Source organism: Ruegeria sp. N4 (genome assembly GCF_056531425.1).
In genome coordinates, this window is the sequence record NZ_JBQFLT010000001.1 from 421,778 (window position 1) to 436,535 (window position 14,758).

A 14,758-nucleotide genomic window follows, 5' to 3' on the forward strand; every position below is an offset into this window, starting at 1 on the left:
TTTCGCATTCATATCTGCCGTGTTCAGCCTGCGGCGCGTTTCGAGCCGTTCCGGCGCAGGTTGGTCAGTTCTTCTGCCACCAGGAAGGCCAGTTCCAGCGACTGCGACGCATTCAGGCGCGGATCACAGGCGGTATGGTAGCGGTCGGACAGGTCTTCTTCCGTCACGGCCCGCACGCCGCCGGTGCATTCGGTCACATCCAGACCTGTCATCTCGAAATGCACGCCGCCGGGAATGGTGCCTTCGGCCTGATGCACACCGAAGAAGTCGCGCACCTCGCGCAGGACGGAATCGAACGGACGTGTCTTATAGCCTGTGGCCGACTTGATCGTGTTGCCATGCATCGGGTCGCAGACCCAAGTGACCTTGGCCCCTTCTTCCTTCACGGCCTTGACCAGACGCGGCAGATGCTCGCCTGCCTTACCAGCCCCGAAGCGTGCGATCAGGGTCAGGCGACCCTCTTCGTTTTCGGGGTTCAGCTTGGCCATCAGAACCTTGAGGTCTTCGGCAGTTGTTGTCGGGCCACATTTCAAACCGATCGGGTTCTGAACGCCCCGGCAGAATTCCACATGCGCACCGTCAGGCTGACGGGTGCGGTCGCCGATCCAGATCATGTGACCCGAGCCAGCCAGCCAGTTGCCCGAGGTGGAATCCAGACGCGTCAGCGCCTCTTCATATTCCAGCAGCAGACCTTCGTGGCTTGTGTAGAATTCAACGGTCGAGAATTCATGCGTGGTATCCGCCGTGATCCCAGCGGCATCCATGAAGTCGATGGTGTCCTGAATGCGGTCGGCAATCTCGGAGTATTTCTGCACGTCCTGCTCGTCCGTGAACCCAAGGGTCCACGAGTGAACGCGGCTCATATCCGCGAAACCGCCGGTCGAGAAGGCGCGTAACAGGTTCAGCGTCGCCGCCGCCTGCGTGTAGGCCTGAAGCATCTTGGCCGGATTCGGAATCCGCGCCTCAGGGGTGAACGCCAGTTCATTGATGATGTCGCCGCGGTAGCTGGGCAGTTCCACGCCATCCACAACCTCGGTCGGCGCGCTGCGCGGTTTGGCAAACTGGCCCGCCATGCGGCCCACCTTGACCACTGGAACCTTGGCACCATAGGTCAGAACCATCGCCATCTGCAGCATCACCTTGAACGTGTCACGGATCGCATCCGCGCTGAATTGTTCAAAGCTTTCAGCGCAATCCCCGCCCTGTAGCAGGAAGGCCTCGCCGCGACCGGCGGCACCCAGATGTTGCTTGAGACGCCGCGCTTCGCCCGCAAAGACCAGCGGGGGATACTGCGAAAGCTGAGCCTCGACTTTGGCCAGCGCGGCCGCGTCGGTATAGTCTGGCATCTGAACCCGGGGCTTGTTGCGCCAGTTCGATTTTTGCCATTCGGTCATAGCTTTGATCTCCGCTGAAGTGTTCAGGTCGCCTCTATACAAAATGCATTGCAGAGTGACCATATCCCATTTGCGCCTCTTGACGCCGGAAACAAGCTTTGAGCATGGTGTCTGGCAAATCACACGCGACGGGGGGTTCAGCCGTCGTGGATTCGGGGAAACAACAGCCATGCAAGAGCAACGCCAAGTTGTCACAGTGGACGGCGGGTCGGATAAGCCTGTCAATTTCGTATTCATTTTGCTGGACAAGTTCTCGCTTTTGTCGTTCGCGTCTGCGCTGGACAGCCTGCGCATTGCCAACCGCATGGCCGGGCGCGAGATCTATAGCTGGTCGTTGGTCGGCGAAGGCGGCGAACTGGTGTCGTGTTCCGCCGGAACAACATTCAAGCTCGATTCGGACCTTGAAGAGCTGCATCGCGACGATGTGATCCTGGTGTGCGGCGGGGTGGACGTTCAAGCTTCGACCACCAAGAAGGTTCTGAACTGGCTGCGGCGCGAGGCGCGCAAGGGTCTGAAGATTGGCGGTCTTTGCACTGCAGCGTACACGCTGGCCAAGGCCGGATTGCTGGATGACAAGCGGGCGACAATCCACTGGGAAAATGCCGACAGCTTTTCAGAAGAATTCGACGCGGTCGAATTGACCAAATCCGTGTTCATCGTGGACGGCAACCGCATGACGACGGCGGGCGGTACATCCTCGATCGATCTGATGCTGAAGCTTATTGCGGATGATTACGGCGAGGAACTGGCCAATGCGGTGGCGGACCAAATGATCTATTCCTCGATCCGCACCGATCAGGACACCCAGCGCCTGTCCACCCCGACCCGGATCGGGGTACGGCACCCAAAGCTGAGCCAGGTCATCCTGATGATGGAGAAAAACACCGAAGAGCCGATTTCGCCCTCGATCCTTGCCAAAGATGTCGGCATGTCGACCCGCCAGCTGGAACGCCTGTTCCGCCGGTATCTGAGCCGGTCTCCCAAGCGGTATTACATGGAGTTGCGCCTTCACAAAGCGCGTAACCTGCTGATGCAGACGGATATGAGTGTTATCAACGTGGCCTTGGCCTGCGGCTTTGCCTCACCCAGTCATTTCTCGAAATGCTACCGGGCGCATTACAATACGACGCCATACCGCGAGCGCGGCTCGCAGAGCGGGCGGCTGTCGATCTGATTAACCGGGTGTGAGCCGGTACACAGCGCCCTGCCCGACAGAAATGAACCAGATCGATCCATCCGGCCCTTGAATGATGTCGCGTACGCGTTCGGTTTCCGGGCCTTTGATCTGTTCAACCTCGCGCAAGGGTGAGCCGGACAGGCGTGCGATGTAGTCGAACTTGAGCGAACCTACGAAAATATCGCCTTTCCATTGCGGGAACATGTCACCGGAATAAACCAGCAGGCCTGAGGGCGCGATTGAGGGGTCCCAATACAGCGCCGGTTGCTCCAGACCCGGTTTTGACGTCCCCTCTCCGATTTTCTGACCGGAATAATGGGTGCCGTACGAGATCACGGGCCAGCCGTAATTCTTACCGGGTTGCACCAGATTGACCTCATCTCCGCCGCGCGCGCCGTGTTCGGACACCCATAATGTTCCGCGCGCATCCAGACCGGCCCCTTGCGGGTTTCTGTGGCCATAGGACCAGATTTCTGGTCGCACACCGGATTGCCCGACAAACGGATTGTCCGCAGGAACCGAACCATCACGGTTGATCCGAATGACCGACCCCATATGGGTGCTGGTGTCCTGCGCCGAAGGCCGGTCGCCCCGATCTCCGATGGTAATGAACAGGGTTCCGTCCTGCGCCTCGACCACGCGCGAGCCGAAATGGCGACCGCCAGAGCCGCCCGGTTTGGCCTCGAACACGACCCTGACATTGGTTAGTTTGTCCCCACGCTCGGAAAGGCGCGCAACGGCCAGTGCGGTGCCCGCCCCCCCTGATTGCGGTTTGGAGAAGGTCAGAAAAATCTCTCGGCTGCGGTTGAAGTCGCGGGGAATGGTGACATCCAGCAATCCGCCCTGCCCCGAGGCAGCGACTTTTGGCACGCCCGATACATTCCGGGCCGCGCCATCAGACACATGGATCAGCGCGCCATCCCGCTCGGTCACCAGATAGCTGCCGTCGGGCAGAAGACCCAGCGCCCAGGGCGTATCCAGCCCGCCTAGCATCTTTGTGGCCCGAACCGGGCCGTCGGCTGTCTGCAATGTCTGGGCATAAGCCACACCGCCGGACCAGATCAGAACGAAAAACGCGAAAAGCCGGATCATATGTGACCTCCATCAGTTGGGGTTCAGTCGTCAGGGCAAGCCGATACGTCAAACAGATAGGTGCGCTTTGTCAAAAAGCAGGACCTCTATAAGACTTTTCTTTTCCCGATAGCTTGCCTAGGGTCGTGCCCAGTTAGACTACGACATCAGGGAGTAACCTTATGAAAAAGCTGCTTACAGCAACTGCAGCAACCGCTCTGCTGGCGGGCACCGCCATGGCCGAGGATGTAAAGCTGGGCATTCTGTTCGGTTTCACCGGCCCCATCGAATCTCTGGCACCGGCCATGGGTTCGGGCGCAGAAATGGCGATTGCCGAGGTCAGCGAGTCGGGCAAACTGCTGGACGGCAAGACAGTTGTTGGCACCCGCGCCGATACCGGCTGTATCGACAACGGTCTGGCCACCTCGAACGGTGAGCGCATGATCGCGGATGGCGTTGCCGGTATCATCGGCGGTGACTGCTCGGGCGTGACCGGCGCGATCCTGCAGAACGTGGCGATTCCGAACGGCATGGTCATGATCTCGCCTTCGGCCACGTCGCCCGGCCTGTCGACCATGGAAGACAACGGCCTGTTCTTCCGCACCGCACCGTCGGATGCGCGTGAAGGTCAGGTGATGGCGGACATTCTGAATGACCGAGGCATCAGCTCGATCGCGCTGACCTACACCAACAACGACTACGGCAAGGGCCTGGCGGATGCGATCCAGTCCTCGTTCGAGGCGTCGGGGGGTGAAGTGACCATCGTGGCCGCGCATGAAGACGGCAAAGCCGATTACTCGGCCGAAGTGGGCGCACTGGCCTCGGCCGGTGGCGACATTCTGGTTGTCGCGGGCTATCTGGATCAGGGTGGTCTGGGCATCATCCAGTCGGCGCTGGACAGCGGCGCGTTTGACACGTTCGGTCTGCCTGGTGGCATGATCGGTGACTCGCTGCCTGCAAATGTTGGCCCCGACCTGAACGGCTCGTTCGGGCAGATCGCCGGTTCGGGTGGTGAAGGCGCCGAGAAGTACTTTGCCATGGCAGAAGCCGCGGGCTTTGACGGCTCGTCGCCGTATTCGCCTGAATCCTATGACGCCGCCGCGCTGTTCATGTTGGCAATGCAGGCCGCAGGGTCCACCAACCCGGCGGATTACGGTGCCAAGGTGATGGACGTCGCAAACGCGCCGGGTGAGAAGATCTATCCGGGTGAACTGGTCAAGGGTCTGGAGCTGATCGCTGCGGGTCAGGACATCGATTATGTCGGCGCTTCGGGTGTTGAACTGATCGGCCCCGGCGAAAGCGCGGGCTCGTACCGTGAGATCGAAGTGACCGACGGCGAGAACAAGACCGTCAACTTCCGTTGATCCTGCTCTGAGCGTCATAAAACAAAGCAGCCCGGGCCTTGTGTCCGGGCTGTTTCAATGAAAAAAGGCCGCACCTCGGGTTCGAGGATGGGATAAGAACGCCGAAAACGGCGGCTAGGGGAAAAGATGATCGTCGTCGAGGACGTGCACAAGCATTTCGGCGGATTTCACGCGGTGGATGGGGCATCGCTGGAAATCCAGAAGGGTTCGATCACCGGGCTGATCGGCCCGAACGGTGCTGGAAAAACCACGCTGTTTAACGTGATTGCGGGTGTTCTGCCTCCGACTTCTGGCCGCGTGTTCATGGATGGCGAAGACATTACCGGCCTTCCCCCGCATGATCTGTTCCACAAGGGTTTGCTGCGCACGTTTCAGATCGCGCATGAGTTCTCCTCGATGACCTGTCGCGAGAATCTGATGATGGTGCCGGGCGCGCAGGCTGGGGAATCGCTGTGGAACACCTGGTTCGGACGCAAGCGGATCGCGGATGAAGAACGCGCGCTGAAGGCCAAGGCGGATGAGGTGTTAGAGTTCCTGACCATCGAACATCTGGCCGATCACAAGGCCGGTCAGGTCTCGGGCGGGCAGAAGAAACTGCTGGAGCTTGGACGCACCATGATGGTTGACGCCAAGATCGTGTTTCTGGACGAGGTCGGTGCGGGCGTGAACCGCACCCTGCTGATGACCATCGCCGACACCATTCTGCGCCTGAACAAGGAACGCGGCTATACCTTTGTGGTTATCGAGCATGACATGGATTTCATCGGCAAGATTTGTGATCCGGTCATCTGCATGGCCGAGGGTAAGGTGCTGGCCGAGGGGACCTTGGACGAGATCAAGGCCAATGAGCATGTGATCGAGGCCTATCTGGGGACCGGCTTGAAAAACAAAGACAAACTGGAGGCAGGCGCGTGAATGGAGTGATCCAGATGTGCGCCTGCAGCGCGCTTGAATTGTTTGATTGGGGGCTCTGCCCCCATGACCCCCGAGAAATTTTTTAGCCAGATGAAGAAGGATCCTGTGAATGGCTGAGCCGTTTCTGATCGGGGACACCATGACCGGCGGTTATGGCAAGGGGCCGGATATTCTGCATGATTGTACCATCGCCGTGGACAAGGGCGAGATTGCGGTGATCGTTGGCCCGAACGGGGCCGGTAAATCCACCGCGATGAAGGCCGTGTTCGGGATGCTGGACGTGCGCGCTGGTTCTGTTCGGCTGGACGGAGAAGATATTACGTCATTGTCCCCGCAAGACCGGGTGAACAAGGGGATGGGCTTTGTGCCGCAAACCCAGAATATTTTTACCTCGATGACGGTGGAAGAGAACCTTGAGATGGGGGCTTTCATTCGTCGAGATGACATCAGCCAAACGATGGAGCAGGTCTATGACCTGTTCCCTATTCTGCGCGACAAGCGCAACCAGGCTGCCGGCGAGTTGTCCGGCGGTCAACGCCAGCAAGTTGCCGTGGGTCGCGCGCTGATGACGCAACCGAAAGTGCTGATGCTGGATGAACCGACCGCCGGTGTCTCGCCCATCGTGATGGATGAGTTGTTCGACCGGATTATCGAAGTATCGCGCACCGGGTTGCCGATCCTGATGGTGGAACAGAACGCCCGTCAGGCGCTGGAGATTGCGGACAAGGGATATGTGCTGGTACAGGGTCGCAATGCCTATTCCGGCACCGGAAAGGAACTGCTGGCAGACCCGGAAGTGCGCAAGAGTTTCCTGGGCGGCTGACGCCGGTATCCTGGGGCGCGGAGGATTGAGTGATTCCGCGCCAAAATAAGGCGGTTTTGCGGCGAAGATGCTCGGCGTAACAGATCGTCTTTCAAAGATGCATTGTAAGCTTATGTTATTACACATCTAATCAGCATCACATCGGTTCGATTTAGCTGCCATTCAATCCAAAGATTGCCCGTTTAAGGATACATTCCGGTCAGAATCTTCACCTATCGCGTGCGTGCAGATGGTCCAGTTCCACCTGCGCCTGACATCGCGCTGCTCGGATTGGCGTGCGCACAACATCAATGAAGAACGACAGGGAACAACAAAAATGACAAAATGGATGATGGCGACGCTGTTCGCATTGGTGGCGTCGGGAGCCGCAGCAGAGGAGCATGTTTTTTCATGCGTTTCAAATCTGGACGGAACTGAATTCGTCCTCAACAGCGCGTCGGAAGGCAGCGCGGGCACGATTTCGACCATCGACATCGCTGGCGACACTGTGGCCTTTGACGCCCAGGTGTTGAAAGGTGTGGGCAGTGTCACTTTCCTGTCGATGCAGGAAACGCAGGTTCTGACCTATGTCGTGAACTTTTCCGATATGACTTATGATTTGTCGATCAATGGGGAACACTCGGCAAATGACAAAGGGACGTGCACGGAAGGGCAAGTTTGATCTTGGCACGGTTGAGTAAAATTAACCGCTAAATATCAATGTGATATAATGCTTCATTACACGGAATATTCACCGCGACTCAACTGACGGTGAGAACGGATGTAACACCGTTTCCCAACCGACTTTCTGGCTTAGGTCTATTGATGTGATCCGTGTTTGGATTCGACGCCAAACCTGATCTCATCAGACCTAAGACCAGGCGGTAAGTGGCGTGAAAATCAGCGCCCCGTAGACCGCCCAAAAGTTGGAAATGTGACCGATGAAGAAGATGATCGCCTTGACCCTTTCGCTGCTGATCCCCCAGCTGGCCTCGGCCCAGAATGCAGGCCCACTGGACGGCGCGGATTTTGTCGTCAATTGCGTGTCGGACAAAGACGGCAGCTCGGTGACCCTCGCCCGTTCGGGTGGCACCAACAAGGGCTATATCGTAACCGACGCCATCCGGGGCGAAGCGACCATCCTGTCGGGCATCGGGTCGTTGACATTTCTACACCTGATGGAGCGGGACGTGATCACCTTTGTGGTTGATTTCGACAACCTGAGCTATGACCTGACAATCAAGGGTCCGCACGCCACCCAGGACCATGGTGCTTGTGATTATCCGATAAGCTGACGGATCGTACAATTTTCTCACTGGAACTGTAATTTACGACCCAAAAACGGGCGCAAAATATTGTGCCCGGCAGGCAGGGCATGCCATAAGGCTGCACTCGGACAGTGAGAAGAACTGATGGATTTACTGAACGCGCTTGTTGCGCTTGCGAATTTTGTGATCGTTCCTGCGATTGCCTATGGGAGCCAACTTGCGCTGGGGGCGCTGGGCGTCACTCTGATCTACGGCATCCTGCGGTTTTCCAACTTCGCCCATGGCGATACGATGGCCTTTGGCGCGATGATCGCCGTGCTGGTAACCTGGGGCCTGCAGGCTGCCGGTGTCAGCTTTGGGCCTCTGCCGACCGCCCTGCTGGCGCTGCCCTTTGCGATCCTTGGCTGTATCGTTCTGGTTCTGATCACGGATCGGCTGGTCTATCGGTTCTATCGCGAGCAAAAGGCCAAGCCGGTGATCCTTGTGATCGTGTCGATGGGCGTGATGTTCATCATGAACGGGTTGGTGCGCTTTGTAATCGGACCCGACGATCAGAGGTTTTCCGACGGCGCGCGGTTCCTGATTTCCGCACGGGATTTCAAGGCGATGACCGGGCTGAGTGAGGGTCTGGCGATCCGCACATCCCAAGCGATTACCGTTGTCGTGGCGGTCGTTGCGGTGGCGCTGTTGTTCTGGTTTCTGAACAAGACGCGCACGGGCAAGTCGATGCGGGCCTATTCGGATAACGAGGATCTGGCCCTGCTGTCCGGCATCAACCCCGAGCGCGTTGTGATGATCACCTGGATCATCGTGGCGGCACTGGCGACAACCGCCGGGGTGCTTTACGGGCTGGACAAGAGCTTCAAGCCCTTCGTCTATTTCCAGCTTCTTCTGCCGATCTTTGCCTCGGCCATTGTCGGCGGGCTGGGCAACCCGCTGGGCGCAATTGCCGGTGGCTTCATCATCGCGTTTTCCGAGGTGACGATTACTTACGCCTGGAAAAAGGTCCTGACCTATCTCGCACCAGAGACGCTGGCACCGTCGGGTTTGGTGCAATTCCTGTCCACCGATTACAAATTCGCCGTCAGCTTTGTGATCCTGCTGATCGTCTTGCTGTTTAAGCCCACGGGCCTGTTCAAAGGGAAAGCGGTATGAGCGAAGCAACCAAATACACGCTTTTGTTTGCCGTGGTCGGCGGGCTGATCCTGATGACCGGTTTCACGCAAAGTTGGAATGCGGCGATTCTGATCCTGAACATGGGGCTGATCTCGGCCATCATGTCGATTGGGGTGAATCTGCAATGGGGCTTTGCGGGCCTGTTCAACGTTGGCGTCATGGGCTTTGTCGCGCTGGGCGGTCTGGCTGTTGTGTTGGTATCTACGCCGCCGACGCCCGGGGCGTGGTCCTCTGGCGGGTATGGTATTGTGCTTGCTTTGCTATTGGGTGCGGCGACCGTTGTTGCGGCCGTGATGGCGGCGCAGAAACTGCCCAAGGGCAATGTGCGCAACCTGTCCATCCTCGGCATCCTTGTGGCTGGTTTTTTCATCTATCGCGCGGTGTTTGACCCCAGCGTTGCGGGGGTCGAGGCCGTCGATCCGGCGATTGCGGGAAATCTAGGTGGGCTGAACCTACCGGTTCTTCTGGCCTGGCCTGCGGGCGGGCTGCTGGCGGCGGGCGCGGCCTGGCTGATTGGCAAAACGGCTTTGGGCCTGCGGTCCGACTATCTGGCCATTGCCACGCTTGGTATCGCCGAGATCATCATTGCGGTCCTCAAGAACGAAGATTGGCTGGCCCGCGGCGTCAAGAACGTCTACGGCCTTCCCCGCCCCGCCCCCGTGGTCGGGTATGAGATCGACCTGCAACAGGATCCCGGTTTTATCGCGCGGGCGGAATGGCTGGGGCTTGACCCGGTGACCGCTTCGACCCTGTCGGTCAAGCTGGGTTATTCACTTCTGTTCCTGATCGTGCTGCTGGTGCTGCTGTGGATGGCGCAAAGGGCGCTGCACAGCCCTTGGGGCCGCATGATGCGCGCGATCCGCGACAACGAAGTGGCCGCCGAGGCGATGGGCAAGGATGTCACCCGCCGTCATTTGCAGGTGTTTGTACTGGGCTCGGCCATTTGCGGGATTGCAGGCGCGATGATGACCACGCTGGACGGGCAGTTGACCCCCAGCGCCTATCAGCCTTTGCGCTTTACCTTCCTTGTCTGGGTCATGGTGATCGTTGGCGGCTCGGGCAACAACTTTGGCGCGGTTCTGGGCGCGTTCCTGATCTGGTTCCTGTGGGTTCAGGTCGAACCGATGGGCCTGTGGATCATGAACCTGATTACATCCGGCCTGCCGGACGGCAGCGCCCTGAAAGCGCACCTGATCGAAAGCGCCGCGCATATGCGCCTGTTTACCATGGGGCTGGTGCTTTTGATTGTTCTCAGATTCAGTCCAAGGGGGCTGATCCCCGAGAAATAGGCTGAAATCTTCTCAAATCACAAAGCCGTGTCGGCGAATACCGGCGCGGCTTCTTGATTCTTAAAGATTTTTTGACTAAACCAACCCACCATTCCCGGCATTGGATACGTCTTCATTTCTGTCGACGCTCACTCACACACCCTCTCGCCGGTCTTATAAGGCCAGTTACCCAGTCTAAAGAGTAGATCTTAGAACCATGAAAAAACCACTCAGCAAAGTTGTCATCCTGTTGCCGCTTGTTGCGGCAGTTGCGGCCTGCGTCCCTTCGCCCGAAGATCTGGAAACCACACCGGTCAAGGTCAACACGCCCGAGGGTGTGGTGACCTGTCAGCTCTATCGCCATGACCGCGTGACCTGGGACCGGGCCATTGATTTCCCGGCGACCAAGATGTCGGTGCGTCAGGCGGATGCCTATTGCCGTCAGGAAGGCCAGCGCCGCCTGAAAGGTTAAGCTAGCGGTTTCGGAACAAACCACCCAGGATGCCGCGCACGATGCGGCGACCGGTGGTGCCTTTCAGTTCCTTGATCACGGCCTCGCTCATCGCGGTGGCAAACGTGTCTTTCTTGCGTGTCACGCGCGAGGAAGACCGCCCCACCCGACTGCCCGAATATCTGCGGGCCGAGGCGAATTCGCGCTCCATCGCCGTCTGCATTTCCACGACCTCTTCGGCCTCGGCGGCTTCGGCTTCCTTGGCGGCGGCCTCGGCGCGGGCCTGAAGGATCTCAAAGGCCGATTTTCGATCGACGGGTGTGTCGTATTTCGCAGCCATTGATGACGCGGTCATAACCGTCCGGCGTTCAGCGTCGGAAATCGGCCCCAGCTGGGAACCCGGCGGGCGGATCAGTGTACGTTCGACAATGCCCGGCACACCCTTCTTTTGCAGCATTGATGTGACGGCTTCACCCACGCCGACCTCACGTATTGCCTCTTCGGTGTCAAAAGCCGGATTCTCGCGATAGGTTTCTGCGGCAAGGCGCAGGTTCTTCCGGTCGCGCGCGGTAAAGGCCCGCAGGGCGTGCTGCACGCGATTGCCCAACTGTCCCAGAATATCTTCGGGTATATCGGCCGGATTCTGCGTGATGAAATAGACCCCCACACCCTTGGAGCGGATCAAGCGCGCCACCTGTTCCACCTTGTCGATCAGAACCTTCGGCGCGTCTTCGAACAGCAAATGGGCCTCATCGAAGAAGAAGACCAGCTTGGGTTTCTCGGGGTCACCAACCTCGGGCAGTTCTTCGAACAACTCGCTCAGCAGCCATAGCAGGAAAGTTGCATAAAGGCGCGGCGATCCCATCAGTTTGTCCGAGGCGAGGATGTTCACAACACCCTGCCCGGCCTCATCCGTACGCATGAGGTCGGCAAGGTCCAGCGCCGGTTCCCCAAATAGTCGGGTGCCGCCCTGGTTCTCCAACACCAGCAATCGGCGCTGGATCGCACCGATTGAAGAGGTCGAGACATTGCCGTAACGCAATGAAAGCTGCGCCCGGTTCTCACCAATCCAGACCAACAGCGCTTGCAGGTCCTTAAGGTCCAGCAGCGGCATGCCTTCTTCATCTGCCACACGGAAGGCGATGTTCAGTATCCCCTCCTGCGCTTCGCTCAATTCCATCAGGCGGGACAATAGCAATGGCCCCATCTCAGTCACTGTCGTACGAACCGGATGCCCCTGCTCACCAAACAAGTCCCAGAAGGTCACCGGGCAAGCGGCGTAGGCAAAATCGGTGAATCCGATCCGCGTGGCGCGATCCATGAAAGCCTGATGCAGTTTGTGTGTCTCGGTTCCCGGCAATGCCAGCCCGGACAGGTCACCTTTGACGTCCGACAGGAATACCGGAACGCCTGCCTTGGAAAATCCTTCGGCCAGAATTTGCAGAGTCACCGTCTTGCCGGTCCCGGTGGCCCCGGCAATCAACCCATGCCGGTTCGCGTATTTCAGCGTCAGCCCCTGCGGCTGGCCATAGTCCTGACCGCCACCGCCCAGAAAGATATCTTCGCCCATGTTTTCACTGCCTTATGTCTCACCGATCCGGACCCAGCATACAAAGTTAACCTTTGACTGCGATAGTCATTTTGCGCGCTTTGTGGTGCCAGCCGCAAAGGCGCACTTCCTCCCTGTTGACTGGCCGTGCCTTCGGGCACGGCTTTTTTGCCCGTTCACGCGGATTAAACTGAACTGACGAGTATATTAAAAGTTCAGGTTAGCAGTTGACCACTGCGTTCCCCTCTCGTAACGTCTGCCACATAACTAAGTCGGCCAGTCCGACGGGGAGAAACATTTATAGAAGGGAGCTGCTCCACCAGCTCCCTTTTTCTTGTTTTTAAGGGGTGGAAACCCTACCTGAGTGGCAAGAAATTGTTCATTTTCGAACCGACGCATCGCTTAGTGCCTGACACCAGCCGTGAACGGTGCTAGAGGAAGAAAAAAACTCAATCACCAAATATCGAGGCATTCATGATCAAGTCACTCCTTTCGATCAATACGCTCGCTGCTGTCCTTGTTTGCGGCGCTGTCAGTGCACAGGAAACCTCGGAACCCGAGGCCGATAACGGGCTGGACCTGGGCGAGACCGGTCCGCGTGCGGGTGAACAGTTCGTCAAAGAAACTTCCGGCGATTGGGAGGTGTCCTGCATCAAGGCGCAGGAAGGCGAAGACCCATGCGCCATCGTTCAGGTTCTCAACGGCCAGCAAGGCGATCCGATTGCCGAGGTGTCCATTGGCAAACTGCCCGAAGGTGGGGCCGCCGTGGCCTGGGCGAATGTGATCGTCCCGCTGGAAACCCTGCTGCAGGCGCAACTGGCGCTGTCCATCGATGGCGCGCCGCGCAAGCTGTATAACTATCACCACTGTGTGCCGGTCGGCTGCGTCGCCCAACTGGGTCTGAGCCAGGGTGACATTGATGCCATGAAGGCGGGCAGCAAGGCGACCTTCTCGCTGGTGCCCGCACGCTTCCCGGATCAGGTTCTGACCATGGACATGTCGCTGTCTGGCTTCACCTCAGGCTTTGACAGCCTGAGCGTCAACGTAAACTAAGCGATGCTTTCGTCGCCGCGGTGGAAACGCTGCGGCGACTTTTGGATCGTCTTCAGACCTTCTTCAAAGCCAGAACAGCATTCAGGCCGCCAAAGGCAAAGGCGTTGCTGAGGGCAACATCCACCTTGGCCTCGCGCGCCTCGTTCGGTACCACATCCAGCGCGCATTCCGGATCGGGTTCCTCGTACCCGATGGTCGGCGCAATAACGCCATCCCGCAGAGCCATGATGCAGGCCAGCAATTCGACAGCACCAGTGCCGCCGATCAGGTGCCCGTGCATGGACTTGGTGGACGAGATCATCAGGTCATCCGCATGCGGCCCGAACACGTCTGCAACTGCGGCGCATTCCGTTTTGTCATTTGCTGCCGTTCCGGTGCCATGCGCGTTGATATAGCTGACATCGCTGGCGTTCAGCTTTGCGTCAGCCAAAGCCCCGGCCATGGCGCGTGATGCGCCCTGCTTGCTGGGCATGACAATATCGGCCGCATCCGAGGACATGGCGAACCCGACGACCTCGGACAGGATTTCTGCACCCCGCGCGCGGGCATGTTCGTATTCCTCGAAGACAAAAATGCCGGCACCTTCGCCCTGAACCATCCCGTTACGGTTAGCGCTGAACGGGCGGCAGGCGTCTTTGGACATGACGCGCAAGCCTTCCCAGGCTTTCACGCCGCCAAAACACAGCATCGATTCCGACCCGCCGGTGACCATCGCAGGCGCAGCACCGCTGCGGACCATCTGGAACGCTTGCGCCATCGCATGGTTCGACGATGCGCAGGCTGTTGAAACGGTAAAGCTGGGTCCTTTGAGGTTATGTTCCATTGACACATGGCTGGCGGCCGCATTGTTCATCAGCTTTGGCACAACAAAGGGGTGCACGCGGTTTTTTCCGTCTTCGTAGACCGACCGGTAATTGTCGTCCCAGGTCGAAACACCGCCGCCTGCCGTGCCCAGCACGACGCCGGACCGGGCCGCCAATTCCCCGTGGAATTCGATCCCCGATTGCTCGATGGCTTCTTTGGCTGCGGTCAGTGTGAACTGCGTGAACCGGTCATACAGAGACATCTGTTGGCGATTAAAGCGCCCTTCGGCCTCGAACCCGCGCACCTGACCGCCGATCTTGATGGCCAGACGATCGACATCGCGAAACTCCAGTTCCGAGATACCGCAGCGCCCTTCACGCATGGCCTCCAGCGTGTCGGGGACAGAGTGACCCAGCGAGTTGATGGTGCCCGCGCCGGTGATAACAACCCGTTTCATTGTTCCGGG

At 58.5% G+C, this 14,758-nt stretch carries 14 protein-coding genes; 10 read left to right on the top strand and 4 right to left on the bottom strand.

Annotated elements, in window-relative coordinates; translation table 11 throughout:
- Positions 1–23: 23 nt before the first annotated feature.
- Complete coding sequence (locus ACR0LW_RS02090; RefSeq protein WP_170450655.1) at positions 24–1,394, bottom strand: class II 3-deoxy-7-phosphoheptulonate synthase; 1,371 nt, start codon at positions 1,392–1,394, stop codon at positions 24–26.
- Between the two features lie 169 nt (positions 1,395–1,563).
- Here ACR0LW_RS02090 and ACR0LW_RS02095 point away from each other — a divergent pair, with 169 nt between their 5' ends.
- On the top strand, positions 1,564–2,568 hold the full coding sequence (locus ACR0LW_RS02095; RefSeq protein ID WP_170518641.1) for a GlxA family transcriptional regulator: 1,005 nt from the start codon (positions 1,564–1,566) through the stop codon (positions 2,566–2,568).
- Here ACR0LW_RS02095 and ACR0LW_RS02100 read toward each other — a convergent pair whose 3' ends face one another.
- Positions 2,569–3,663 (bottom strand): PQQ-dependent sugar dehydrogenase, encoded by a 1,095-nt coding sequence (locus ACR0LW_RS02100; RefSeq protein ID WP_480881456.1) that lies wholly within the window; start codon positions 3,661–3,663, stop codon positions 2,569–2,571.
- 161 nt (positions 3,664–3,824) lie between these two features.
- Between ACR0LW_RS02100 and ACR0LW_RS02105 the strand changes: the two genes are divergently transcribed.
- From ACR0LW_RS02105 to ACR0LW_RS02140, 8 genes are all read left to right on the top strand, one after another.
- Positions 3,825–5,006 (top strand): ABC transporter substrate-binding protein, encoded by a 1,182-nt coding sequence (locus ACR0LW_RS02105; RefSeq protein ID WP_170450650.1) that lies wholly within the window; start codon positions 3,825–3,827, stop codon positions 5,004–5,006.
- Positions 5,007–5,132: 126 nt separating this feature from the next.
- Positions 5,133–5,921: an ABC transporter ATP-binding protein gene (locus tag ACR0LW_RS02110; RefSeq protein ID WP_170630026.1), complete on the top strand. Its 789-nt coding sequence runs from the start codon at positions 5,133–5,135 to the stop codon at positions 5,919–5,921.
- A gap of 109 nt (positions 5,922–6,030) precedes the next feature.
- Positions 6,031–6,744 carry an ABC transporter ATP-binding protein gene (locus tag ACR0LW_RS02115; RefSeq protein WP_170518649.1) on the top strand — a complete coding sequence of 238 codons (714 nt, stop codon included), beginning with the start codon at positions 6,031–6,033 and terminating at the stop codon, positions 6,742–6,744.
- Between the two features lie 229 nt (positions 6,745–6,973).
- Positions 6,974–7,405, top strand: a complete 432-nt coding sequence (locus ACR0LW_RS02120; RefSeq protein ID WP_480581137.1) for a hypothetical protein — start codon at positions 6,974–6,976, stop codon at positions 7,403–7,405.
- A gap of 259 nt (positions 7,406–7,664) precedes the next feature.
- Positions 7,665–8,018: a hypothetical protein gene (locus ACR0LW_RS02125; protein ID WP_480881457.1), complete on the top strand. Its 354-nt coding sequence runs from the start codon at positions 7,665–7,667 to the stop codon at positions 8,016–8,018.
- 117 nt (positions 8,019–8,135) lie between these two features.
- Entirely contained in the window at positions 8,136–9,146 is a 1,011-nt protein-coding gene (locus ACR0LW_RS02130; protein ID WP_480581132.1) for a branched-chain amino acid ABC transporter permease, read from the top strand.
- Complete coding sequence (locus ACR0LW_RS02135) at positions 9,143–10,456, top strand: branched-chain amino acid ABC transporter permease (protein ID WP_480881458.1); 1,314 nt, start codon at positions 9,143–9,145, stop codon at positions 10,454–10,456. The genes ACR0LW_RS02130 and ACR0LW_RS02135 overlap by 4 nt, the downstream gene beginning before the upstream one ends.
- A gap of 196 nt (positions 10,457–10,652) precedes the next feature.
- Positions 10,653–10,907 (top strand): hypothetical protein, encoded by a 255-nt coding sequence (locus ACR0LW_RS02140; protein ID WP_170450636.1) that lies wholly within the window; start codon positions 10,653–10,655, stop codon positions 10,905–10,907.
- Position 10,908: 1 nt separating this feature from the next.
- On the opposite strand, the gene ACR0LW_RS02145 is transcribed toward ACR0LW_RS02140, so the two are convergent.
- Complete coding sequence (locus tag ACR0LW_RS02145; protein ID WP_480881459.1) at positions 10,909–12,456, bottom strand: helicase HerA-like domain-containing protein; 1,548 nt, start codon at positions 12,454–12,456, stop codon at positions 10,909–10,911.
- A 453-nt stretch (positions 12,457–12,909) separates the two neighbouring features.
- Between ACR0LW_RS02145 and ACR0LW_RS02150 the strand changes: the two genes are divergently transcribed.
- Positions 12,910–13,488, top strand: coding sequence for an invasion associated locus B family protein (locus ACR0LW_RS02150; protein ID WP_170450634.1), 579 nt, complete (start codon positions 12,910–12,912; stop codon positions 13,486–13,488).
- A gap of 52 nt (positions 13,489–13,540) precedes the next feature.
- Here the strand turns inward: ACR0LW_RS02150 and ACR0LW_RS02155 are convergent, their stop codons facing one another.
- Positions 13,541–14,749, bottom strand: a complete 1,209-nt coding sequence (locus ACR0LW_RS02155; RefSeq protein ID WP_170450633.1) for a beta-ketoacyl-[acyl-carrier-protein] synthase family protein — start codon at positions 14,747–14,749, stop codon at positions 13,541–13,543.
- Between the last annotated feature and the right edge of the window lie 9 nt (positions 14,750–14,758).

Excerpts from the sequence above, each read along its gene's own strand:
- ACR0LW_RS02090 (WP_170450655.1), bottom strand. The coding sequence starts at position 1,394 with ATGACCGAATGGCAAAAATCGAACTGGCGCAACAAGCCCCGGGTTCAG.
- ACR0LW_RS02095 (WP_170518641.1), top strand. The coding sequence starts at position 1,564 with ATGCAAGAGCAACGCCAAGTTGTCACAGTGGACGGCGGGTCGGATAAG.
- ACR0LW_RS02100 (WP_480881456.1), bottom strand. The coding sequence starts at position 3,663 with ATGATCCGGCTTTTCGCGTTTTTCGTTCTGATCTGGTCCGGCGGTGTG.
- ACR0LW_RS02105 (WP_170450650.1), top strand. The coding sequence starts at position 3,825 with ATGAAAAAGCTGCTTACAGCAACTGCAGCAACCGCTCTGCTGGCGGGC.
- ACR0LW_RS02110 (WP_170630026.1), top strand. The coding sequence starts at position 5,133 with ATGATCGTCGTCGAGGACGTGCACAAGCATTTCGGCGGATTTCACGCG.
- ACR0LW_RS02115 (WP_170518649.1), top strand. The coding sequence starts at position 6,031 with ATGGCTGAGCCGTTTCTGATCGGGGACACCATGACCGGCGGTTATGGC.
- ACR0LW_RS02120 (WP_480581137.1), top strand. The coding sequence starts at position 6,974 with ATGGTCCAGTTCCACCTGCGCCTGACATCGCGCTGCTCGGATTGGCGT.
- ACR0LW_RS02125 (WP_480881457.1), top strand. The coding sequence starts at position 7,665 with ATGAAGAAGATGATCGCCTTGACCCTTTCGCTGCTGATCCCCCAGCTG.
- ACR0LW_RS02130 (WP_480581132.1), top strand. The coding sequence starts at position 8,136 with ATGGATTTACTGAACGCGCTTGTTGCGCTTGCGAATTTTGTGATCGTT.
- ACR0LW_RS02135 (WP_480881458.1), top strand. The coding sequence starts at position 9,143 with ATGAGCGAAGCAACCAAATACACGCTTTTGTTTGCCGTGGTCGGCGGG.
- ACR0LW_RS02140 (WP_170450636.1), top strand. The coding sequence starts at position 10,653 with ATGAAAAAACCACTCAGCAAAGTTGTCATCCTGTTGCCGCTTGTTGCG.
- ACR0LW_RS02145 (WP_480881459.1), bottom strand. The coding sequence starts at position 12,456 with ATGGGCGAAGATATCTTTCTGGGCGGTGGCGGTCAGGACTATGGCCAG.
- ACR0LW_RS02150 (WP_170450634.1), top strand. The coding sequence starts at position 12,910 with ATGATCAAGTCACTCCTTTCGATCAATACGCTCGCTGCTGTCCTTGTT.
- ACR0LW_RS02155 (WP_170450633.1), bottom strand. The coding sequence starts at position 14,749 with ATGAAACGGGTTGTTATCACCGGCGCGGGCACCATCAACTCGCTGGGT.